Origin of the sequence: Aeromonas sp. 602200 (assembly GCF_049173895.1) — a bacterium.
Lineage (GTDB): Bacteria > Pseudomonadota > Gammaproteobacteria > Enterobacterales > Aeromonadaceae > Aeromonas > Aeromonas veronii_A.
Map to the genome: position 1 here is coordinate 154,772 of NZ_JAAKSL010000001.1, position 23,388 is coordinate 178,159.

The following is a 23,388-nucleotide window of genomic DNA, read 5'->3' on the forward strand; positions in this document are numbered from 1 at the left end:
ATTTGTCAGGAGAGTCGCCCAATGCGTCTGTGTGATACCGATATTGAACGCCATCTGGATGAAGGCAAGATCGTCATTGAGCCACGGCCCGGGGTAGAGCGGATCAGTGGTGTCAGTGTCGATGTGCTGCTGGGTAACGAGTTTCGGGTGTTTCGCGATCATACCGCGCCCTATATCGACCTGAGCGGCCCGAGCAGCGAGATGGCCGATGCCATCGATCGGGTGATGAGTGACGAGATCCACATCCCCGATGGCGAAGCCTTCTACCTTCACCCGGGTCAGCTGGCGCTGGCGGTGACCTACGAATCCGTCACCCTGCCTGCCGATATCGTTGGCTGGCTGGATGGCCGCTCTTCACTGGCGCGCCTGGGTTTGATGGTGCACGTGACCGCGCACCGCATCGATCCGGGTTGGTCCGGTCGCATCGTGCTGGAGTTCTACAACGGCGGCAAGCTGCCGCTGGCGCTGCGCCCGAAGATGAAGATCGGCGCCTTGAACTTCGAGATGCTTTCCGGCGTCGCGGCCCGTCCCTACAACAAGCGGGAAAATGCCAAGTACAAGAGCCAGCAGGGCGCCGTCGCCAGCCGCATCAATCAGGACTGATAACTGGCAACACAGCAACGATTCAAGGGAGCACAAGGTGCTCCCTTTTTGCATCTGGAATCAAACGGATATGGGATTGATGGTGCTGGTCGGATGAGATTGGTGGGGTAGGGGCGTTTTATCACCAATTTTGCCTGTTTTTATGTCATAAAAACGTCATAAAAATGAAATCATTGGCTTAATTGTCAGCTAATTTTGCCATTTCCTGCAATCATTGATGGCTTTAATTAATCGATGGCAAGCCGCATGAGGACTGGCTCTAGGATATTTTTTTCCAAAAAGCTCTTTTTTTTTATGGCTGAAATATTTCAATGGTGGCTATGGTGTTGGCCGCCATCTGGCATAATCCGCCGCAACTCATAAACAGGCTTTTTTTTATGTTTGAAATGTTTAGTGGTTTGGGTTTGTGGTGGTCAATCGGTTTGGTATTGGCCGTTTTTTTTGTGCTTGCCTATGAATTTATCAACGGCTTTCACGATACCGCCAACGCGGTAGCAACGGTTATCTATACCAAGGCGATGCCGGCTCACCTGGCGGTTGTCGCATCGGGGATCTTCAACTTTTTTGGCGTCATGTTCGGCGGTCTGGGGGTGGCTTATGCCATTGTCCATCTGTTGCCCATCGACCTGCTGCTTGGGATGGACTCCACCCAAGGGTTGATCATGGTCTTCTCCTTGCTGTTTTCCGCCATCGTGTGGAACCTGGGCACCTGGTTCTTCGGGATCCCGGCCTCCAGTTCACATACCTTGATCGGTTCCATTCTGGGGGTAGGCGGCGCCTATGCCTGGATCACCCATAAACCGGTGACAGAAGGGATCAACGTGGGCAAAGCGATCGACATCATGCTTTCCCTCATCATCTCTCCCACCATAGGTTTCATCATCGCGGCGCTGCTGCTGCTGGCAATGAAACGCATCTGGACCAGCAACAAGATCCACAAAACACCGGAAGAGCGTCAGCTGGTGGATGGCAAGAAGCACCCGCCGTTTTGGGCGCGTCTGACCCTGGTGGCATCGGCCATGGGCGTCAGCTTCGTGCACGGCTCCAACGATGGCCAGAAGGGTATCGGTCTGGTGATGCTGGTGCTGATCTGCATGGCACCCGCCTATTTCGCGCTGGACATGAACAGCCGCTCTTATGACCTGGATCGGACCCAGGATGCCAACCAGCGCATCATGGAGATCTACCAGCGCAACCAGTCCGCCCTCTCTGGTGTCATCAACTTCTCTGCACCGGCAACGGCTCAGGAAGAGCTGATGACTCACTGCTCCGCCGATGGCGTGCTGCAGGCGATGGCCACCCTGGATGCCCGTCTGGGGGCTGTGCGTACTTATGATCAGATGAGCCTGACCGACCGTCGCGAAGTGCGTCGTCTGCTGCTCTGTATCGATGACACTGCCCGCAAGGTTGCCAAGCTGCCGCTGCCCGCCAAGGAGCTGACCGACCTGGCCAAATGGCGCAAGGATCTGACCGCGACCGCTGAATACGCACCGACCTGGGTGATCGTCTCCATCGCACTGGCGCTCGGTTGTGGCACCATGGTGGGCTGGCGTCGTATCGTCCATACCGTGGGAGAGAAGATCGGCACCACCGGCATGACCTACAGCCAGGGCATTGCGGCCCAGATCACGGCTGCAACCTCCATCGGGGTCGCCAGTCTGACCGGTATGCCGGTGTCCACCACCCACATCCTCTCTTCTGCGGTGGCGGGTACCATGGTAGCCAACAAATCCGGCCTGCAGAGCCAGACCATCAAGACCATTCTGATGGCCTGGGTGCTGACCCTGCCGCTGACCATGTTGCTCTCCGGTGGCCTGTTCATCGTCAGCCACCATCTGTTTGGCTAAATGCCAATACCATATTCGATAAAGGGCCTGCGGGCCCTTTTTTGTGTTTCCTGTCCTCTCCTGAATATGGTTTACACCTTTCCCCCCAATAAATGAACAGTCCTATGGGATAAGGTGTGAAACGGACACCGCGCGATGACTCGCTGACGTTTAAACTGGCGTTGGTCGAACAGATTGAAAAAGGCGAGCTCAGCTGCCTGCAAGCACAAGCCCGATATGGCATTCAGGGCAATTCGACCATTCTGGTGTGGTTTGCGTAAACATGGTTGGCAAGATTGGAGCCTGAGGTATCTGTACCCGCCGGCAATAGCATCACCATGCCTGACCCCGACAAACAGACGCACCAACAATGTATCAAAGAGCTCGAGCAGCTGGCGCTGATAAGCCTGAAGGCCCAAGTCGTCGATGTGCTGAAGAACGACTAGGCGTTTCCATCGTAAAAAAGCGACCCGATAAGTCCTCTCGCAGCGGCAGGTCGAGAGACTGACCATTGTCAGGGCTTGCCTGTTTCTGGGAATAAGCCGGCAGGCTTTCTACAAGCGCAATCGGGTTGCGGACGGACATCTAAGCTCAGGGGCTGCAGGTGGTGCGATTTGTGCGTCAGGTTCGGCTGCGACAACTGCAGGTCGGCACTAGCAAGCTGCATTATCTGCTTCAGGGTCAGGATGATGCCTAGTTCAAGGTCGGGCGGGACAGGCTGTTTCGGATATTGGCCGAGTACCGCTACTGGTGCAGCCCAGTCTAGGGTTTCCTCGTCGCGCAGTAATGCCGATTAATCCCTGTTTGTATTGTGTATGCACTGAGCGATGCTTTGCTGTTATATGCCAACAGACTAGAAATCGAATATCATTTTTAACGAGTCGGAAGATAGAATGAAAATCTTGAGCCGGTTTAGCAAACCTTTACGACACAGACACAGTTTGCTGTCGCCAAGCTCCCGGTTCAAACAGAGGAGGGAGTCATGAGCCAGTCTGTGGCTTGGTCAATGCCATGCGGCGTATCGGTAGCGGATTTGTTTGTCCATATCCGAGGTATTACTGACCGGAGTCGGGTGTTCAAGAGGATATTTGCATTAGGTTCCTCATCCAAACTCCTTATCGATGAAGCTCGAGCAATCTATGTCATGAAGATAAAAAAAGAGCCACACAATGGTGTGGCTCTCGATTTAGTCGTTACCGGTGGATATCAGGGGCGACCGGCCGGGCAGGTGGCCACGTTGACGGCGGCAGTGCTGCCACCATGACGACCTGATGTGCTCACTTCGTTGCGTACCAGCGGCGGGTAGTTAACCGGCTCACGAGCAGGCAGGGCAGGGGCTTCGGCAGGGGTTGCCATCGGCGCGGATGCTTTGCGGGCACGAGCCAGCAGGCCAGCACCGTGAGCTACCTGTTTGGTCACGACCAGAGTCTCTTCCACCGCAGCGACAGGAGCCGGGGCTTCGACAACAGCAACTGGCATTTCGACTGCAGCCGGTGCAGCTTCCACGACAGGAGTGCTGACAGCCGGGGCTTCTTCAACAACTGAAGCCGTTTCAACGACTTCAGTGGCAGCCATGTCGACAGCCGGAGCGGCTACAACGGCAACTTCCGGCTCTACTGCAAGCATAACGTCTGCGACAGCTGCAACAACCGGGCTAGCGGCCACATCGGCTTGAGTTGCTTCAACCTGGGCAGCAGCCTGCTCGGCCGCTTCTTCAGCAACGGCTTCGACAACCACATGCTCGGTCAGTGCCGCAGAGGCTTGCAGAGCAGCAGCGACAGCTTCAGCGCTCGGGATGGTAACAACAGGCACTACCGGCTCTTCAACCTGCGCTTTGGCAATATCTGCCTGGGCGGCGGTAGTCAGAGTAGGCTCGGCTTGTTGCTCTTCATCACGCTGGCTACGTGCTTCTTCATTAATACGCTTGCGACGTTGGCCTTCGATGCGCTGGCTGCGCGGAGTACGGCGTGAACGGCGCTGGCCTTCACTCTGCTCTTCCTGCTCGTTACCCACGGTAGCATCGATCACTTCAGCTTGCGTTGGTACTTCGTCAACCGGCAGGGCAGGGGTGTCAGCAGCGGCGACATCGACGCGGATCTGCTTGCGCAGTTGGCGACGTTCGCGGCGCTCGGCCACTTTCTGCTCTTTTTCCTGACGTGGCTGGGCGGCAGTTGCATCGACGGTATCTACCGCTTCAACAACGACTTCGGCGCGCGGCTCACGGGGCGCACGAGGTTCACGGGCCGGACGTGGTGCACGTTCCTGGCGCGGTTCGCGAGGCTCTCGCTCCTGACGGGGTTCACGTTCCATGCGCTGTTCGCTGCGCACTTCGCCACGAGCTTCACGCTCCTGACGAGGCTCGCGCTCTTTGCGGGGACGGCGATTGCGGTTTTCACCGGCTTCGCGGTTGCCACCTTCACGCTTCTCGCCAGCTTCCGCATTGTTGCGGTTGCCACGATTGTCATCACGACGAGGACGCTGACCACGGCCACGGCCTTCTTCGCGCTGGTGACGTTGACCTTCATCCTTGCGTGCTTCACGAGCTGCTGGTTTCTCGGCGGGCGCTTTCACGTCGGCAGGGGCTGCATCGCTGCTGAACAGGCCGGTAATGCCTTTGATCAGCTTGCTGAAGAAGCCGACTTCGGCAGGGGCCGCAGCAACGGGAGCCGCCGGCTGTTGCGGTGCAACAGGGGCCGGTTGTGCCGGTTGGGCAAAGCCTTGCAGCAGCGGTTGCTCACGCTCGATCACCTGAGCTTGCTTCGGTTGGTAGACCGGCTTGGCAATCTCGGTTTTCAGCTCGTAGCTGGCCGCTTCCGGGATCTCGTTCTGACGAATGCGAGTCACTTCGTAGTGCGGGGTTTCCAGATGCTGGTTCGGAATGATGTAAACACGCACATCATTGCGCTGCTCCAGACTGGCGATAGCTGCGCGCTTCTCGTTAAGCAGATAGGCGGCAACATCCACCGGCACTTGGCCGTGAACCTGCTCGGTGTTGTCCTTCATCGCCTCTTCTTCGATGAGACGCAGGATGGACAGGGCGAGGGATTCGTTGTCACGGATCACGCCTTGGCCCTGGCAACGGGGGCAGATATGGCTGCTGGACTCGTTGAGAGAGGGGCGCAGACGCTGGCGAGACATCTCCAGCAGACCGAAACGGGAGATCCGACCCAGTTGGATGCGGGCACGATCCTGATGAACCGCTTCACGCAGACGGTTTTCCACTTCGCGCTGATGGCGAACAGGGGTCATGTCGATGAAGTCGATTACGATCAGTCCCCCTAAGTCGCGCAGACGCAATTGACGGGCAATTTCATCGGCCGCTTCCAGGTTGGTTTGCAGCGCAGTCTCTTCGATATCGCCGCCCTTGGTGGCGCGGGAGGAGTTGATATCGATGGAGGTCAGTGCTTCGGTCGGATCGATAACGATGCTGCCACCGGAGGGGAGGCGCACTTCACGCTGGAAGGCTGATTCGATCTGGCTCTCAATCTGGAAGTGATTGAACAGGGCAACTTCACCCTTGTACAGCTTCACGCGGTTGAGGAAATCGGGACGTACCAGCTCGATATGGGCCTTGGCACGTTCAAAAATCACCGGATTGTCGATCAGGATCTCGCCCACATCGCGACGCAGATAGTCACGGATGGCACGCACGATGACGTTGCTTTCCTGGTGGATCAGCACCGGTGCCGCGCGCTCTTGGGAGGCCTTGTGGATGGAGTCCCAGTGATTGAGCAGGACGTTCAGATCCCACTCCAGCTCTTCCGGAGACTTGCCCACACCGGCGGTGCGCACGATCAAGCCCATGCCTTCCGGCACGGTCAATCCACTCAGGGCTTCTTTCAGTTCAGTCCGCTCATCACCCTCGATGCGGCGGGAGATACCACCGGCACGGGGGTTGTTGGGCATCAGTACTAGGTAGCTACCTGCCAGGCTGATAAAGGTGGTGAGGGCTGCACCCTTGGTGCCACGCTCTTCCTTGTCGATCTGGACGATAACTTCCTGACCTTCGCGGACCACTTCTTTGATGTTGGGACGACCCTGATAGGAGTAACCGGAGGGGAAGTAATTGCGGGCGATCTCCTTCAACGGCAGGAAACCGTGGCGCTCGGCGCCGTAGTCGACAAAAGCAGCTTCAAGGCTGGGTTCTACGCGGGTGATCTTACCCTTGTAAATGTTCGCTTTCTTCTGCTCGTGTCCCGGACTTTCAATATCCAAATCGTAGAGCTGTTGTCCGTCAACCAGCGCTACGCGCAACTCCTCTTCTTGAGTTGCGTTGATAAGCATTCTTTTCATTGAGTTCTCATTATTGTGTCATTTTGATTTCCTCCATCTGGGTCCTGCCAGCGCCGGCCTCGGGTCTTCAGCATACTGGAGCAACCTCCCGGTTGGGGTATGCATGAGGCGCAAACTAAGGGCGCTCTGGTCATCACTTCTCGAGAAGGAATGAATAAGGATGCCGAAATGGAGACAAATAAACGGTGATGTTTGTGTTCTCCATGCGTTGTACCTCGCACCCGGGAACCGTCATGTTCTTGTATACACGGTGTTTCGGGATTGGGTGGCATACTTTTTGGCCACTTAGTACAAGGCTTGAACACAATGACAAAACCTTGTTTATTATCCCATTTAAACCTCTTTTATAGCAAGGCGCCATTTTTCAACAAACCAGCAGCCAAGGGGCGCTGGCAGTGGTAAAATCCGCGCCATGACACAGATACATCAACAAGTGCAGCTGCTCACCATCGAAGCTGAGCATGACGGGCAGCGCATCGACAATTTTCTCAAGACTCAGCTAAAGGGCGTCCCCAAGAGCCTGATCTATCGCATCCTTCGCAAAGGTGAAGTGCGAGTAAACAAAAAGCGCATCAAACCGGAGTACAAACTCTGCGCAGGTGACGAGGTGCGGGTTCCTCCCGTTCGCGTCGCTGAAAAAAATGAGCTGCCATCCGCCAACCTCGGGGTTATCCAGCGTCTGGAAAGCCAGATCCTGTTCGAAGACGATGCCATGATCGTGCTGAACAAGCCCTCCGGCATGGCCGTACATGGCGGCAGCGGGCTGAGCTTTGGTGTGATTGAAGGGCTGCGCGCCCTGCGGCCGGAAGCCCGTTTCCTCGAGCTGGTTCATCGACTGGATCGTGACACCTCTGGTGTATTGCTGGTTGCCAAAAAACGCAGCGCCCTGCGCAGCCTGCATGAACAGTTGCGGGTCAAGACCATGCGCAAGCAGTATCTGGCGCTAGTTCGCGGCAAATGGCAGGCCCACGTCAAGGTGGTCAATGCACCTCTGCGCAAAAACGATCTGCAGTCTGGCGAGCGGGTAGTGCGGGTCAGCGCCGATGGCAAGCCATCGGAAACACGGTTCCGCATCGTGCGTCAATTTGCCGAAGCGACTCTGGTCGAGTGCAGCCCCATCACCGGTCGTACCCACCAGATCCGCGTGCATACCCTGCATGCCGGTCATCCGATCGCCTGTGACGATAAGTACGGTGAAGCGGCGTTTGACGAGAAAATGCGCAGCCAAGGGCTGAAACGGCTCTTTTTGCATGCCTGGAAGCTCAGCTTCACCCATCCGGCCGATGGTCGCGAGATGCAGGTAGAAGCGCCGCTGGCACCTGAACTCGACAACTTCCTCAACGGCTTGCCACGCTGATGCAGGATATCCGGCTCGCCATTTTCGATTGGGACGGTACCCTGATGGATTCGGTGGGCCGGATTGTGACCTGTGTACAAGGTGCCGCCAGAGATTGTGAGCTGGCGGTTCCTGCTCCAGCCCAGATCCGGCAGATCATCGGATTGAGCCTCGATGTCGCCATGTCCCGCTTGTTCCCCTTATGCAGTGGCAGTGGCGCCACCAGCGGTGAGCGCCAGATTGCCATACTCATCGATCGCTATCGTCATCACTATCTGCACGATGCCACCCCCAGCCCGTTGTTTTCCGGGGTAGGGGAGTTGCTGCATGACTGGCAGTCACGAGGGCTGCAACTGGCCGTCGCTACCGGCAAATCACGCCGCGGGCTGGATCGGGTATTGGATGAAACCGGGCTACGCCCGTTGTTTGTAACCAGTCGCGGGGCCGATGAGGCTCGCTCCAAGCCTGATCCGCTGATGCTTGAGCAGATCCTGGACGAGCTGGGGCTGTCACCCCGGCAGGCGGTAATGATCGGCGACTCTGTTCACGATATGGCGATGGCCGAGGCGATCGCCATGCCGCGTATTGGTGTCACCTGGGGGGTGGATAGCCGCGATGCCCTCAGTCGTTACGGGCCAGTGGCTGTGGTGGATTCTATGGCGGCTCTTCGCGGGCTGTTATAGACGCCTCTCTTTAAGAGACATCGATCTGATTGATAACAGAAGCCCGGTCTATTGACCGGGCTTTTTATATCCTCGATCTAGCTTATCTATTCGTCCGCGATCAGGGCAGGGCAATACCGTGGCGCTCCAGCAGCTCGATCAGGCCGATCAGCGGCAGACCGATCAAGGCGTTAGGATCGCGCCCCTCCAGCCCCTTGAACAGCACGATCCCCATCCCTTCGCATTTGAAACTTCCCGCACAATCGAGGGGCAGTTCAGCCTCTACATAGCGGCGAATGGCGGATTCGTCGAGATCGCGAAAGTGGACCGTAAATGGTTCAATCAATTGATGAATCTCATTGGTTGCAGCGTTAAGTACGCACAGCCCGGTGTAAAAGGTGACGCTGCGACCTTGAGCCGCCATCAGCTGGGCGATGGCATTGTCGATGGTGCCCGGTTTGCCGAGGATGTGATTATTGCAGACACACACCTGATCAGATCCGATGATCAAGCCGTGATCACGATGTTGGGCGACAGCATCAGCCTTGGCACGAGCCAGTCTGACCACCAGCGTCTCGGCGGATTCGCCAGCCAGTGGTCGCTCATCCACATCGGGGGCGGCACATTCAAAGGGGAGACCGAGCTTCTCCAGCAGGGTTTTGCGATAGCGAGAAGTTGAGGCGAGGATCAGATTCTGTGGCATAATCAGGTACCGATGAAAGCGAGTACCGGCATTCTAGGGACTTGTGACGTTAAAATCATCGGCGGTAAGGACTTTTTCCTTTGACTATCAGTTGTTGGACCTATATTATTCGCGCCCTATGCAAAAGGTGAAGTTGCCCGTTAAGGTTGATCCAGTCCGTAGTGCCTTGAAGCTGCTCGATTACATCGGGATAGTGGAAAAGTCGCAGATGCCCAGGCTGGAGGAATCAACCGCTGGCTTGCAGAGTGATATCGATGTATCACTGCACTTTGGCAAAGATGTCCAGAAGTTGACCGTTATGAAAGGCACTGCCCATGCCAAGGTTGACCTGGTTTGCCAACGTTGCGGAGAGACATTCGAACACCTCTGCGAAGCTGAATTTATCTACACTCCGCTGTTCGAAAGAACAAACGAGGAAGAACTGCCGGAAGCTTATGAGCCCATTGAGTTGGACGAAAACGGCGAGATAGATCTTCATCAAATCCTGGAGGATGAGCTCATCCTCTCGTTGCCTCAAGTCGCAATGCATTCTCTGGATGCATGCCCGAGAGGAAACATGGAGATGACCTGGGGTGAAATCGAACCTGCTGATGAGCGGCCGAATCCCTTTGCAGTTCTTGAAGAGCTTAAACGTAAGTGAATTTAGGAGTTAGCCTACAATGGCCGTACAACAGAACCGTAAAACCCGTGCCAAGCGTGGCATGCGTCGTTCCCACGATGCGCTGACCACCGCTGCCCTGACTGTTGATCAGACCAGTGGCGAAATTCATCGTCGTCACCACGTGACTGCCGATGGTTTCTACCGCGGTAAAAAGGTAATCGCTTAAGGATTGCCTTTGTCTACGCAAACTGTCGCGCTAGACATCATGGGGGGAGATATTGGCCCCTCTGAAACAGTGCCTGCCGCCGTGCAGGCACTGTCTCTTTTACCCCAGCTAAAACTGATCCTGGTCGGCGACCAGCACCAGACCTCTTCTCTGCTGCAGCAACATGGCTTGCTGAATCATCCCCGCGTTCGTTTCGTACATGCATCCCAGGTGGTTGGCATGGGCGATAAACCGATCGTGGCGCTGCGTACTCTGAAAGACTCCTCCATGCGGCTGGTACTCAATCTGGTGAAAGCCGGTGAGGCCGATGCCTGCGTCAGTGCCGGCAATACCGGTGCGTTGATGGCGATGGCCAAGTGCGTGCTCAAATCCCTACCCGGGGTAGATAGACCCGCCCTCATCAAGGCGTTGCCAACATTGAGTGGCAAACGTACCGTGATGCTGGATCTCGGCGCCAACGTCAGTTGCGATGCGGATACTTTGCTGCAGTTTGCGGTGATGGGCTCTGTCGTGGCCGAAAAGGTAGAAGGCATAGCATTACCTCGTGTTGCCTTGCTCAACATCGGCGAGGAGGAGATCAAGGGTAACGATCTGGTGCGCCACAGCGCCGAATTGTTGCGTCAGTGCCACGCACTCAATTATGTCGGGTTCGTCGAAGGGGATCGCATCTTCAGCGGCGACAGCGACGTGATCGTCTGCGACGGTTTTGTCGGCAATGTCGCCCTCAAAACGGCCGAGGGGGTGGTGCGGATGATGGCCCAGCTGGCCGGATATCCCCGCAAGAAACGCACTTTTCTTGGCCGGATCGCCGGATTTATGTTCAAACGGCGTTTTTCTTACCTGAACCCCGACCAGTATAACGGAGCAAGTCTGTTAGGATTGCGCGGCATTGTGGTAAAAAGTCATGGGCGGGCCGAACGGCGCGCTCTGTGTAATGCGATCCTGCTGGCCGCACAAGAGGCCAAACATCAACTTCCACTGCAAATAGCAGATCGCCTTGAAGCTGTCTTCTCTGACAGGGATCTATAAGAACTCTATGCATAGCAAAATTCTGGGTACTGGCAGCTACCTGCCGAGTTCAGTGCGTACCAACGCCGATCTCGAGCAGATGGTTGAGACCAGTGATGAGTGGATCGTGGAACGCACCGGTATCCGTGAGCGCCGTATTGCCGGGGCTGACGAGACCGTTGCCACCCTCTCTTACCAGGCCGCTCTGCGCGCCCTGGATGCAGCCGGTTTGACCGCTGCCGATCTCGATATGATAGTGCTGGCCACCACCAGTGCTGAAAATGCCTTCCCGGCTGCCGCCTGCGAGCTGCAGGGGCTGCTCGGTGTTCCGGGCATTCCTGCCTTTGACGTGGCTGCAGCCTGCGCAGGTTTCACCTACGCACTCTCCATTGCCGATCAGTTCGTCAAATCTGGCGCTGCCCGCCATGTGCTGGTCGTCGGGGCCGATGTGCTCTCCCGCATGTGCGATCCGCAAGATCGCGGCACCATCATCCTGTTTGGTGATGGGGCAGGGGCTGTGATTGTCGGTGCCAGCGAGACGCCGGGTATCCTCTCTACCCATCTTCATGCCGATGGCCGTTATGGCGAACTGCTCAAGCTGCCTCATCCCCGTCGCGGCATGCCGGGTGCCGAGCTCGAAGCCTATATGTATATGAAGGGCAACGATGTGTTCAAAGTGGCGGTCACCCGTCTGAGCGAGATCGTAACCGAAACGTTGGCCGCTGCTGGCATCGAGCCGAGCGAGCTGGACTGGCTGGTGCCGCATCAAGCCAACTTCCGCATCATCAGCGCCACAGCCAAGAAGTTGGGTATGAGCCTCGATAAAGTGGTGCTGACCCTCGACAAGCACGGCAACACTTCTGCTGCGTCCGTCCCTGTCGCCTTCGATGAAGGGGTGCGGGATGGCCGGATCAAACCGGGTCAGCTGGTACTGCTGGAAGCCTTTGGTGGCGGTTTCGCCTGGGGCTCTGCGCTGGTTCGCCTCTGATCTTCGGCGGGATGGTGTCTCCATCATCCCGTCACCGATTTCATTTTTGTCTTATCTAAAAGGAATCAATGATGACCCAATTTGCCATTGCCTTCCCGGGACAAGGTTCCCAGTCCGTTGGCATGCTGGCCGAGCTGGCCGAACAACATGCCGTGATCAAGGAGACCTTCGCCGAAGCGAGTCAGGTGCTGGGTTATGACCTGTTTGCCCTGGTGATGGATGGTCCGGTTGAAGATCTGAACAAAACCTGGCGCACCCAGCCAGCGCTGCTGACTGCCTCTGTCGCCCTGTGGCGCCTGTGGCAACAGCAGGGTGGGGCAACGCCTGCCATGATGGCGGGTCACAGCCTGGGTGAGTACTCTGCGCTGGTTTGCAGCGGCGCACTCGATTTTGCCGATGCGGTCAAACTGGTCGAGCTGCGCGGTCTGGCCATGCAGGAAGCGGTACCCGAAGGCACCGGGGCCATGGCGGCCATCATCGGTCTGGATAACGAATCCATCGCCGCCAACTGCGAAAAAGCGGCACAAGGGCAGGTGGTCTCTCCGGTCAACTTCAACTCCCCGGGCCAGGTGGTTATCGCCGGCCACAAAGAGGCCGTTGAGCGCGCCAACGTGCTGATGAAAGAGTCGGGCGCCAAGCGTGCGCTGCCGCTGCCGGTCTCCGTGCCGTCTCACTGCGCGCTGATGAAACCTGCCGCAGAAAAACTGGCAGCTGCGCTGGACGGGATCGAGATCAAGGTTCCAACCATCGCGGTCATCAATAATGTCGACGTATCCTGTGAACAGGATCCGGTCGCCATCAAGCAAGCACTGGTTCGTCAGCTGTTCAGCCCGGTTCGTTGGACCGAGACTGTCGAGCGGATGGCCAATGAGGGGGTTACCCTCGAGATCGAGATGGGACCGGGCAAAGTGTTGACCGGGCTCGCCAAGCGTATCGACAAGCGCGTGGAAGGTATTCACGCCAACGATGCCGCCTCTTTCGAGCAGGCGCTGGCCCAGATCAAGTAAACAGGAGCAAGTGATGAGCTTTACCGATAAGGTTGTGTTGGTGACCGGTGCCAGTCGTGGCATCGGCCGTGCGATTGCCGAAACATTCGTGGCCCGTGGCGCGAAAGTGGTCGGTACGGCGACCAGCGAGAGCGGTGCCGAGGCGATCAGCGCCTATCTGGGCGAGAATGGTTGCGGCATGGCACTGAACGTGACCAGCCAGGAATCCATCGAAGCCGTCTTCGCTGCCATCAAGGCGCGCTTTGGCGAGATCGACATCCTGATCAACAACGCGGGGATCACCCGTGACAACCTGTTGATGCGGATGAAAGATGACGAGTGGAACGAGATCATCGATACCAATCTGACCTCGCTTTATCGTCTGAGCAAACCGGTGTTGCGTGCCATGATGAAGAAACGTCACGGTCGCATCATCAGCATTGGCTCCGTGGTGGGAACCATGGGCAATGCCGGTCAGGTCAACTATGCTGCCGCCAAGGCCGGTCTGGTTGGTTTTACCAAATCGTTGGCGCGGGAAGTGGCATCCCGTGGTATCACAGTGAACGCGGTTGCTCCCGGTTTCATCGAAACCGACATGACCCGTGCCCTGAATGACGATCAACGTGCCGGCATCATGAGTCAGGTGCCTGCCGCCCGTTTGGGTGATCCAAAAGAAATTGCCGCAGCTGTGGTATTCTTGGCTTCTGATGAAGCAGCCTATATCACCGGCGAAACCCTGCATGTTAATGGCGGGATGTACATGGTGTAATCAATTTGTCGTAAGATCTGTTCAAATTTGCGATAGTACGCCGAAGTTTGGCACATTTCGTGGTTTGACCAGCGGCAAGCTACTTGCAAACTCACGTCAATTGAATAAACTACCCCAACCAGACGCAAATAGCGTATTTTTAAAGGAAAATTCAGGTCATGAGCAACATCGAAGAACGCGTAAAGAAAATCATCATCGAACAACTGGGTGTTAAAGAGGAAGACGTTAAGAACGCTGCCTCCTTCGTCGACGACCTGGGCGCTGACTCTTTGGATACCGTTGAACTGGTAATGGCGCTGGAAGAAGAATTCGATACCGAAATTCCTGATGAAGAAGCCGAGAAGATCACCACTGTTCAAGCGGCTATCGACTACATCACCGCTAATCAGGAATAAGTTCCTGTTCTGAAAGAAGCGGCCCAAGGGCCGCTTCTTTTGTATTTGTTCCTTTTCAAAACACCTCTCGGAGACTACCTCAGTGTCAAAACGCAGAGTCGTGGTGACCGGCTTGGGGATGCTTTCCCCGGTGGGTAACACTGCCGAATCCAGCTGGCAAGCACTGCTCAACGGGCAGAGCGGCATTTCCCTTATCGAACACTTTGATGCCAGCGAGTTTGCAACCCGCTTCGCAGGTCTGGTCAAGGATTTCGATCCCGAGCAGTACGGTATCAACCGTAAAGACGCTCGCAAGATGGATCTCTTCATTCAATACGGCATCGCGGCCGGTATGCAGGCGCTGGATGATTCCGGCCTGACCATCAATGAAGAGAATGCCGAACGTGTCGGCGTGGCGATTGGCTCCGGTATCGGCGGTCTGGGTCTGATTGAACAGAACCACGAAAGCTTGGTCAACGGCGGCCCACGCAAGATCAGTCCCTTCTTCGTTCCGTCCACCATCATCAATATGGTGTCCGGTCATCTTTCCATCATGAAAGGTCTGCAAGGGCCGAACATCGCCGTGACTACCGCCTGTACCACAGGTACCCATGCCATCGGCATGGCTGGCCGGATGATCGCTTACGGTGATGCCGACGTGATGGTCGCCGGCGGTGCCGAGAAAGCCTCCACCGCGATGGGGATGGGTGGCTTCGCTGCCGCCAAGGCACTCTCCAACCGCAACGACGAGCCGCAAAAAGCGAGCCGTCCGTGGGATAAAGATCGCGATGGTTTCGTGCTGGGTGACGGTGCCGGTGTCCTGGTACTGGAAGAGTACGAACACGCCAAGGCCCGTGGTGCCAAGATCTACGCCGAGCTGGTCGGTTTTGGCATGAGCGGTGACGCGTACCACATGACTGCGCCTCCTGCAGATGGCAACGGTGGCGCTCGTGCCATGAAAAATGCCATCAAGGATGCCGGCATTGCCCCCGAGCAGATTGGTTACATCAACGCGCACGGCACCTCCACCCCGCTGGGTGATGTGGCCGAGCTGCGTGGCATGAAGTCGGTGTTTGGTGAACACGCCAAATCCCTGATGGTCAGCTCCACCAAGTCGATGACCGGTCACCTGTTGGGCGCTGCCGGTGCCATCGAGGCGATCATCACTGTGTTGGCCCTGCGTGATCAGGTGGCTCCGCCCACCATCAACCTGGACAACCCGGATGATGAGTGCGATCTGGATCTGGTACCCCATGTGGCCAAACCAGGTAGCTTCGAGTACGCCCTTTCCAACTCGTTTGGTTTTGGCGGCACCAATGGCTCACTGATCTTCAAACGCGTATAATTTGCCGCAGGGCAAAGACACAGGCCCGATACTGCCGGTATCGGGCCTTTTTTATCGGAGGGATCCCTTTGCTTATCAATGGCATGAAGCTTGATACGATCTCGGCCCATGATCGGGGGTTGGCCTATGGTGACGGTCATTTCACCACCATGGCGGTCAGGGAGGGTCGCGTGTTGCAGTGGCCTGCCCATCTGGCACGGTTGCAGCTGGCCAACAACCGGCTGGGATTGGTTGAACCGGACTGGGATCTCTTGACCCGGGAGGTTGAAGAGATGGTGGCCGACCAGCCACAATGCGTGGCCAAGGTGATCCTGACCCGCGGCGAGGGGGGGCGGGGCTATGACGGCAGCGGATGTCAGCACACAACCCGGATTGTCAGTCTGGCGCCATTTCCCACTCACTATGGCCAGTGGCAACAGGAGGGGATCGAGATGGTGGTGTGCCGCCAGCGGATCGGCGATGCCCCCATGCTGGCTGGGCTTAAAACCTTGAATCGTCTGGAGCAGGTATTGCTAAAAAGCGAACTTGTCAGCCGGAATGCAGTCGAAGGGATAGTACTTAACAGTCGCGGTTATCTGATTGAAGGGGTCAGTGCCAATCTGTTTTGGCGTCGGGGCAAGACGGTGTTTACGCCCGATCTCGCCCGCGGTGGTGTCGATGGCATCATGCGCCGCCAGGTGATGGCGATGTTGAAACAGATGAGTATTGAGTTGCGTGTGGTAGAGGCTCCGCTGGAGTCACTATGGCAGGCTGAAGAGGTGTGGCTCACCAATACCCTGATGGGGGTCGTGCCGGTCAATTGCATCGAGGATATTCACTATCCCCCAGCGGTATTGAGTCGCCGTTTACAGGAGCGTTTGGTCATTGAAGTTTAATCGGCTTTACACCCTGCTCGCGGGGGCGGCACTGACGGTAGCCGCTGCCGGGGGCTATGTACATTACAAATGGCAACAGGTAGAGACGCTCACCAACAAGGGGCCGACCCGGCTCTTTACGGTGGAGAAGGGCGCCCATGCGGCGCGTCTCATCGCCGAACTTGGGGAGGGGGAAACCAGCCCCTGGGCGGTGCGGCTCTGGCTGCGCAGCCATCCCGAACTGGTGGCCATCAAATCGGGTACCTATGAAATCAAGGAAGGGGCCCCTCTCAAGGAGACCCTTTCTCTGTTCGCATCGGGCAAGGAGTTTCACTTCAGCCTCACCTTCGTCGAAGGTTCCCGTTTCGAGGATTGGCAGAAGCAGCTCTCCAGCGCCCCATACCTTGAGCGGTTGACCGTTGAGCAATCCGAAGCCGACTTGGCGCAAGAGCTCGGCATCGAGAATGGCAAGCTGGAGGGGTGGTTCCTGCCGGAAACGTACGCTTATACCACCCATGCCAGCGATCTCTCGATCTTGCGCCGCGCCCATCAGGATATGGAGACCTTCCTGCAGCAGAGCTGGGAAAAACGTCAGGCTAACCTGCCTTACAAGACCCCCTATGAGGCGTTGATCATGGCCTCCATTATCGAGAAAGAGACCGGCCAGCCGGACGAGCGGGCGCAGATCGCCTCCGTATTCGTCAACCGTCTGCGTCTGGGCATGAAGTTGCAGACTGATCCCACCGTCATTTACGGGGTGAAGGATCGCTACGACGGCAACATTCGCCGCAGTGATCTGACCGACAAGAATCCCTACAACACTTATGTGATCGACGGTCTGCCGCCCACGCCCATCGCCATGCCGGGCAAGGCCTCCATCGAAGCTGCGCTTAACCCCAAGTCGACCGATTATCTCTACTTTGTCGCCAAGGGGGGCGGTGCCCACTATTTCTCCAAGACCCTCGATGAACACAATCGGGCGGTTCGTGAATACATATTGAAGAAACCCTAATGTCTAAATTTATTGTGATCGAAGGATTGGAAGGGGCAGGGAAGAGCTCGGCCGTTCGTTATGTGACCGACTATCTGCAGCGTCACGGCATCAACCGGATCGAGTGCACCCGCGAGCCGGGTGGTACGCCACTGGCCGAGCGGATGCGGGCCATTGTCAAAGAGGTGCACGACGAGCGCCTCACCATCGAGGCGGAACTGCTGCTGATGTACGCCTCCCGGGTACAACTGGTGGAGACCCGCATCAAACCCGCACTGGCCGACGGTGTCTGGGTGGTGGGGGATCGCCACGATCTATCCTCCCAGGCCTATCAGGGTGGCGGCCGTGGTATCGATGCCCAGCTTATCGGAGCCATCAAGCAGGCAGTGCTCGGCAACTTCAAGCCGGATCTCACCCTCTATCTCGATATCGATCCCGCCCTTGGCTTGCAGCGCGCCCGCCATCGCGGCGAGCTGGATCGCATCGAACTGGAGCAGCTCAGCTTCTTCGAGCGTACCCGGGCGCGCTATCTCGAACTGGCCGCCAAGGATGACTCCATTGTGGTGATCGATGCGGCGCAAACGCCGGAACAGGTCAAAACGTCCATTGAGCTTGCATTGGATCACTATCTGTCGAACGAGCCGCTATGTATCCCTGGCTGATCCCCGACTGGCATGCTCTGAGCCAGACGGCCCAGTCCGGTCGTCTCGGCCACGCCTGGTTGTTGCTCGGCGATCCCGGTCTTGGCAAGGAGCAACTGGCCGAGCGGCTGGCACGTTTACACCTTTGCCAGCAACCGGATCGTGGAGAGCCGTGCGGTCAGTGCCACTCCTGCCAGCTGTTTGACAAGGGCAACCACCCGGATCTCGGCACCATAACGCGCGACAGCAAGACCATCGGGGTCGAGGCCATTCGCGAGATCTGCACCCGGCTGCAGGGCTCTGCCCAGCTCGGCCGTGGCAAGGTGGTGATCATTCCTGATGCGGAGCGGATGACCGAATCGGCGGCAAATGCCCTGCTGAAAACCCTGGAAGAGCCGGCCGGCGACAGCTTGCTGTTGCTGATTGCCTCCCAGGTTTCCCGGTTGCTTCCCACCATTCTCAGTCGCTGTCACAAACATGTCTGTCAATTGCCTGCGGAAGGGGAAACAGTACGCTGGTTGGCCGAGCAGGGTCATCAGGCCACTCTGGCTCAGGTGCGGATCTGTCAGGGGGCCCCGCTGCGGGTACTCGACTATATCGAGCAGCAACAGGACGGGACTCGCCGCGAACTGCTGGAACAGTTTGTCGCCCTGAGTCAAAGTCCGGTCAAGGCGACGGCATTGTGCAGCCAGCTTGGTCAGGAGACGCAGGTCAGGTTGCACTGGTTGCAGCTCTTCTTGTGTGATGCCCTGAAAACCCAGGCTGGATGCGGTCACCATCAGCTGGCGATGCCGGACTTGGCAATCTTGAGCCAGCGGTTGGCGGAGCAGCACTCCAGCGAAAAACTGCTGGAGGCAGAACAAGATCTGGTAGCCCTGAAAGCGGCATGCCAGCCGGGCCAGCTCTCCAATCCCACCATCCATCTGATGAACTGGCTCAGTCGCTGGTTATAAGTACCGACAAGCAGAAAGGTTTTATATGTTACTCGTTGATTCCCACTGTCATCTTGATCGCCTCAGCTATGGCAGCAAGCAGACCAGCATGGCTGATGTACTGGCAAAGGCCGCGAAACTGGACGTGGGATATTTTCTCTGTGTCAGTGTAACTCAGGCACAGTTCCCGACCATGCTTGAGGCGATCGCCCCCTATCCCCAGGTATTTGCCTCTTGCGGGGTACACCCGCTCAATCAGGAACCCGGTGTCGATGCCGAGTTGCTGCTCAAGCAAGCTGCCGATCCACGTGTGGTGGCCATCGGTGAGACCGGTCTCGATTACTTTTACTCGCCCGAGAACAAGGACGTTCAGCAAGCCTCTTTCCGCGAACATATCCGGGTTGCTCGCGCGCTGAACAAGCCGCTGATCATCCATACCCGCGATGCTCAACAAGATACCTTGCAGATCATGCGTGAAGAGGGCGCGGATCAGGTTGGCGGTGTGCTGCACTGTTTCACCGAGTCTCTCGAGATGGCGCAAGCCGCAATGGCGATGGGGTTCTATATCTCAATCTCCGGGATCGCCACCTTCAAAAATGCGTCTGCCCTGCAAGAGGTGGTCAAGGCTCTGCCCCTCGACAGATTGCTGGTCGAGACCGACTCGCCCTATCTTGCCCCCGTGCCGCATCGGGGGAGGGAGAACGAGCCCGCCTTTGTGCGAGACGTTGCGCAGTTTATTGCCGATCTGCGTCATATTCCGCTTAATGAATTGGCAGAAGCCACTAGCCGGAATTTCTTTGAACTATTCAAACTGGCGAAAAAATAACACAGAAGCCCCGTTGCTCGGGGCTTTTTATATTTCAAATACCAAGCTGATTACCCACCTGAATATCAACACCGAGCTGTGTTATCTCTCACTTTTTCCTGCCAATTTTACTTTTTCGTTTCTGCCAAACTGGGTTGAATGATATTCCTATGTTTCCTTTATTCAGCGTGGTTAAAGGGCATTAAAACAAGATGTTCTAAGTATCGATAATATTCATTATCGATACTTGATGTATAGGGAAGATCCTGTAAGATCCTCTCAAACTTCATATGAATCATAGAGTTCCGTGGCATTTCCAACCTTGTCCAATCCGGCTCATCAGTCACTGCAGACTGTGTTCGATGCGCAACTAAATAGCCGGGCACGCCGCTTTTTGCGCAGTGCAAAAGCGGATTCCACCCTCAATGCCTATCAGGCGGATACCCGTATTTTTGTCTTCTGGTGCCAATTGCACAGGCTGGATCCGCTGCAAACCACCCATCACGACATCATGAACTTTCTGGCAGATCAGGCCGACGGCGTATTGGCCGACTGGGTATGGCTGGATAAAGAGGAGGGGAAGGGTGAGCTGCGTAACGGTGAACCTCGTAAACCGGCAACCCTGGTGCGGCGGCTTGCCGGGATCCGTTATGCCTTCAAGCAGAAAGGGATTCATCCCATGCCCACCGAGCATCCCGAAATCAAGGAGATGATGCGCGGTATTGTCAGATTGGGAGATAACCGCAAGCGCAAAACTGGCGCCCTGACGTTACAGCCATTGACCCAGGTACTCGATGGCATTGACACCCATGATCTGGCGGGCTTGCGCGATCACACCCTGCTACTGCTGATGTTCAGTGGCGCCTTGCGCCGCTCGGAAGCAGCCCGAATTGAGGTGAGCGATCTCGATTTTGTGGGGCAGGGGATCCGTCTTCGTCTCAAACCGAGCAAGCATCAGCTGCATGAAACCGAGATAGCCTTGATCCCGGGCAAGCACTATTGTCCGGTATCGGCACTGCAAAACTGGTTGCGCAAAAGCCGGATCAGCGAGGGTCCGCTATTTCGGCGGATGAACCGCTGGGGACAATTGATGGCCGAACCACTCGGCCCCCAGGGCATCAATCTGATGATCAAGCGCCGAACCGGCCAAACCATTGACGATCTTTACGTCAGTGGCCATAGCCTGCGCCGTGGATTTATCACCTCGGCGGTGACTGCCGGCAAGCCGATGAACAAGATCATCGAGGTGACGCGCCACAAGGATATGCGAACCCTGCAGGAGTACTTCGATGACGCCCATAAATTCTCCGATCATGCCCTTGATGGCTTGCTTTGACTTCACTGCGTCACTTCATTTTTTATGTTAAATGATATCTTGTTGATCTGATGATATATTTGCCGTGCAGCCAGCAGCCTAAAGGGGAAGGGCATCTTCCAATGGATAATGGCATGTGATGAGAGATAACAAACTCGGAAACGTAATATCGCAAGGACATATGAGCCAAGAAATGACAGTGCGTGAAGAGCAAGAGGCGGGGCCCCAAAACAATGCCGAGCGGCAGCGCCAACATGTAAAACGCAAGCAGGAGACCCATACCCGGCTGCAATGCTGGATCAGCAATCGCCACGCCGAACGATTGGCCACACTGGGTATCCATCTCGAAGACAGTCAGGCATCACTCATCGAGCAGGCGATCGATCTGCTCTACCAACATGAGCTGGGTAGAGAACCTCCGTTTGAAAACAGAGTCGCCACACAGGTCGAAGAGACCGTTGCATAGACACAAGAGTGAAGTAACAGCGATACGTGAAGAGATAAAAAAAGCCAGGTACGAATTCCTTGTACCTGGCATAGGGGAATTGGCTCCTTGCAGAGCCGTGCGCTAACTGGTGTTCGGATTGCCTTAAGCTTAGACAAGGCTCAAGGCTTTTCAAGATCCGAAGAAAAGTTCAACCAGAGTGTGGGTATTTCAGACTCGTTCAAGTGCTGATGCACCGAACGGCCCACTAGGCATTGAACAGATTGTTGTCACGCACCAGCTCGCGGGGGAGGGCATTCTTGACCCGACTCCCCACCCATTTCCCCATGCCCAGGGTATGCCCCTGATAGCGGACGATTACCTCGCCAGTGCCCGCATCCTGTTCTGGCCAAACATCCCGCCCCATCATGAATTCCCGCGCATTGGCGCTATCAAGCTCAACCACGCCCTTGCTCGCTTTATCGCCATAGGCCAGTGCCCACTCATGAGTGAGGCGATAACCTTTCTTGAAGGTCTCGGCCAACTTGATGCCGATGCGATCGAAGCGCAGCTTGCCCTGCACCTGATCAAACAGCTGGGGGAAGAGCCAGATCTCGTCATTGCGGCCAAACAGTTGACCCTGCGGTGCCACCCCGAAGTTGGCTTCGATCTCGCGCAACATGGGTTCCGCCTCTTTGGCAGGAAGCGGCGCAAAAGGGAATTTACCCAGCTTGCCAGGCTTGAACATGGTGTTGGGCACCGAGTGATGCTTGCGCAATCTGGCGACGAAAAAGCCTTCACTATCGAAGATCTGGGGCCAAACGTGCAGGTATCCTTCGTATGTACAGGCCTGCTCTGCATGGGGGAACAGGTCTGCCAGCGAGTCAAAACTCAAGGCGTCGCCAAACTTGTCCAGCAGGGATTGGCAGACCGCCTGATTCTCCTGCTCACTCAAGGTGCAGGTGGAGTAGACCAGCACACCACCCGGTTTCAAGGCATGGAAGGCACTCTCAAGCAACCCTTGTTGCACCGCCGCAATCTCGTCGATGCTCTCGATGCTCCAGTTGCGCAGCGCATCTTCATCCTTGCGCACCGTACCTTCACCGGAGCAGGGGGCATCGAGCAGGATGGCATCGAAGGTCTCCGGCAACCACTGGCCAAATACCTTGGCATCAAAATGGGTCATACCTACATTGGTCACGCCGCAGCGCTGGATATTTGCGCTAAGCACTTTCAACCGGCTGCTGGAAAACTCGTTGGCAACCAGCATCCCCTGATTATTCATCAAGGCGGCTATCTGGGTGGTCTTGGAGCCGGGGGCCGCTGCAGCATCCAGCAACATGCCATCCGCTTTGATCTTGTCACTGGCAAAGAGTGCCGTCACCGGCAGCATGGAGCTCGATTCCTGAATGTAGAAGAGCCCGCTCAAGTGCTCGGCGGTATTGCCAAGGGGGACGGTTTCGTCGCTGCGGGTCAGCCAGAAGCCGGTATCACACCAGGGCACAGGATCGAGCTGCCAACCCAGTGGCTCCATCAGGGCGACGAAATCCGAGACGGCTATCTTCAAGGTATTGACCCGAATGCTGCGGCGCAGCGGACGTCGACAACTGGCCACAAAGTCTTCCATCGAGAGATGGGCCGGCATGATGGCCGCAATGTGGCGTAAAAAGTAATCGGGAAGGAAGGTGTTGTCGTGCACTGTGCCG

22 protein-coding genes and 1 pseudogene are annotated in these 23,388 nt (G+C 56.5%); 20 read left to right on the forward strand and 3 right to left on the reverse strand.

The features are described from left to right. Positions 1–21 precede the first annotated feature (21 nt). The 3 genes and pseudogenes from dcd to G5221_RS00720 form a co-directional block, all read left to right on the forward strand. Entirely contained in the window at positions 22–603 is a 582-nt protein-coding gene (gene dcd / locus G5221_RS00710; RefSeq protein ID WP_005336719.1) for a dCTP deaminase, read from the forward strand. 377 nt (positions 604–980) lie between these two features. After that, positions 981–2,450 carry an inorganic phosphate transporter gene (locus G5221_RS00715; RefSeq protein WP_202003928.1) on the forward strand — a complete coding sequence of 490 codons (1,470 nt, stop codon included), beginning with the start codon at positions 981–983 and terminating at the stop codon, positions 2,448–2,450. A 116-nt stretch (positions 2,451–2,566) separates the two neighbouring features. Further along, positions 2,567–3,189: pseudogene (locus G5221_RS00720) on the forward strand (IS3 family transposase); the annotation flags it as partial. Between the two features lie 446 nt (positions 3,190–3,635). On the opposite strand, the gene rne reads toward G5221_RS00720, so the two are convergent. Then, positions 3,636–6,722, reverse strand: coding sequence for a ribonuclease E (rne, locus tag G5221_RS00725; RefSeq protein ID WP_421262614.1), 3,087 nt, complete (start codon positions 6,720–6,722; stop codon positions 3,636–3,638). Between the two features lie 412 nt (positions 6,723–7,134). Here rne and rluC point away from each other — a divergent pair, with 412 nt between their 5' ends. Beyond that, entirely contained in the window at positions 7,135–8,079 is a 945-nt protein-coding gene (rluC, locus tag G5221_RS00730; RefSeq protein ID WP_042030945.1) for a 23S rRNA pseudouridine(955/2504/2580) synthase RluC, read from the forward strand. Further along, positions 8,079–8,741, forward strand: coding sequence for an HAD-IA family hydrolase (locus tag G5221_RS00735; protein WP_421262615.1), 663 nt, complete (start codon positions 8,079–8,081; stop codon positions 8,739–8,741). The genes rluC and G5221_RS00735 overlap by 1 nt, the downstream gene beginning before the upstream one ends. Before the next feature lie 100 nt (positions 8,742–8,841). Here G5221_RS00735 and G5221_RS00740 read toward each other — a convergent pair whose 3' ends face one another. Next, positions 8,842–9,423 carry a Maf family protein gene (locus G5221_RS00740; protein ID WP_245147714.1) on the reverse strand — a complete coding sequence of 194 codons (582 nt, stop codon included), beginning with the start codon at positions 9,421–9,423 and terminating at the stop codon, positions 8,842–8,844. A gap of 118 nt (positions 9,424–9,541) precedes the next feature. On the opposite strand from G5221_RS00740, the gene yceD reads away from it, so the two are divergent. From yceD to G5221_RS00815, 15 genes are all read left to right on the forward strand, one after another. Then, complete coding sequence (yceD, locus tag G5221_RS00745; RefSeq protein WP_013723766.1) at positions 9,542–10,063, forward strand: 23S rRNA accumulation protein YceD; 522 nt, start codon at positions 9,542–9,544, stop codon at positions 10,061–10,063. Between the two features lie 19 nt (positions 10,064–10,082). Further along, a complete protein-coding gene (rpmF, locus tag G5221_RS00750; protein WP_005300935.1) occupies positions 10,083–10,250 on the forward strand; it encodes a 50S ribosomal protein L32 in 168 nt (55 codons plus the stop codon). Positions 10,251–10,259: 9 nt separating this feature from the next. After that, positions 10,260–11,279, forward strand: coding sequence for a phosphate acyltransferase PlsX (plsX, locus tag G5221_RS00755; RefSeq protein WP_421262616.1), 1,020 nt, complete (start codon positions 10,260–10,262; stop codon positions 11,277–11,279). 7 nt (positions 11,280–11,286) lie between these two features. Then, a complete protein-coding gene (locus G5221_RS00760; RefSeq protein ID WP_040065495.1) occupies positions 11,287–12,246 on the forward strand; it encodes a beta-ketoacyl-ACP synthase III in 960 nt (319 codons plus the stop codon). 71 nt (positions 12,247–12,317) lie between these two features. Further along, positions 12,318–13,253, forward strand: coding sequence for an ACP S-malonyltransferase (fabD, locus tag G5221_RS00765; RefSeq protein ID WP_159164721.1), 936 nt, complete (start codon positions 12,318–12,320; stop codon positions 13,251–13,253). A gap of 13 nt (positions 13,254–13,266) precedes the next feature. Further along, complete coding sequence (gene fabG, locus G5221_RS00770; protein ID WP_421221734.1) at positions 13,267–14,001, forward strand: 3-oxoacyl-ACP reductase FabG; 735 nt, start codon at positions 13,267–13,269, stop codon at positions 13,999–14,001. A 158-nt stretch (positions 14,002–14,159) separates the two neighbouring features. Beyond that, positions 14,160–14,396: an acyl carrier protein gene (acpP, locus tag G5221_RS00775; RefSeq protein WP_005300909.1), complete on the forward strand. Its 237-nt coding sequence runs from the start codon at positions 14,160–14,162 to the stop codon at positions 14,394–14,396. An 82-nt stretch (positions 14,397–14,478) separates the two neighbouring features. Beyond that, complete coding sequence (gene fabF / locus G5221_RS00780) at positions 14,479–15,720, forward strand: beta-ketoacyl-ACP synthase II (RefSeq protein ID WP_005360452.1); 1,242 nt, start codon at positions 14,479–14,481, stop codon at positions 15,718–15,720. Positions 15,721–15,788: 68 nt separating this feature from the next. Further along, positions 15,789–16,595: an aminodeoxychorismate lyase gene (gene pabC / locus G5221_RS00785; RefSeq protein WP_421221736.1), complete on the forward strand. Its 807-nt coding sequence runs from the start codon at positions 15,789–15,791 to the stop codon at positions 16,593–16,595. Further along, a complete protein-coding gene (gene mltG / locus G5221_RS00790) occupies positions 16,585–17,586 on the forward strand; it encodes an endolytic transglycosylase MltG (RefSeq protein ID WP_005333156.1) in 1,002 nt (333 codons plus the stop codon). Before pabC ends, mltG begins: the two co-directional genes overlap by 11 nt. Further along, positions 17,586–18,227: a dTMP kinase gene (gene tmk / locus G5221_RS00795; RefSeq protein ID WP_103252009.1), complete on the forward strand. Its 642-nt coding sequence runs from the start codon at positions 17,586–17,588 to the stop codon at positions 18,225–18,227. Before mltG ends, tmk begins: the two co-directional genes overlap by 1 nt. Further along, a complete protein-coding gene (gene holB, locus G5221_RS00800; protein WP_069526838.1) occupies positions 18,212–19,159 on the forward strand; it encodes a DNA polymerase III subunit delta' in 948 nt (315 codons plus the stop codon). The genes tmk and holB overlap by 16 nt, the downstream gene beginning before the upstream one ends. 25 nt (positions 19,160–19,184) lie before the next feature. Further along, entirely contained in the window at positions 19,185–19,964 is a 780-nt protein-coding gene (locus G5221_RS00805) for a TatD family hydrolase (RefSeq protein ID WP_279504705.1), read from the forward strand. A gap of 373 nt (positions 19,965–20,337) precedes the next feature. Next, a complete protein-coding gene (locus tag G5221_RS00810) occupies positions 20,338–21,279 on the forward strand; it encodes a tyrosine-type recombinase/integrase (RefSeq protein ID WP_421262807.1) in 942 nt (313 codons plus the stop codon). 160 nt (positions 21,280–21,439) lie between these two features. Next, complete coding sequence (locus G5221_RS00815) at positions 21,440–21,724, forward strand: RepB family protein (RefSeq protein ID WP_421262617.1); 285 nt, start codon at positions 21,440–21,442, stop codon at positions 21,722–21,724. 226 nt (positions 21,725–21,950) lie between these two features. On the opposite strand, the gene rsmF is transcribed toward G5221_RS00815, so the two are convergent. After that, positions 21,951–23,381: a 16S rRNA (cytosine(1407)-C(5))-methyltransferase RsmF gene (gene rsmF, locus G5221_RS00820; RefSeq protein WP_421262618.1), complete on the reverse strand. Its 1,431-nt coding sequence runs from the start codon at positions 23,379–23,381 to the stop codon at positions 21,951–21,953. Positions 23,382–23,388 lie beyond the last annotated feature (7 nt).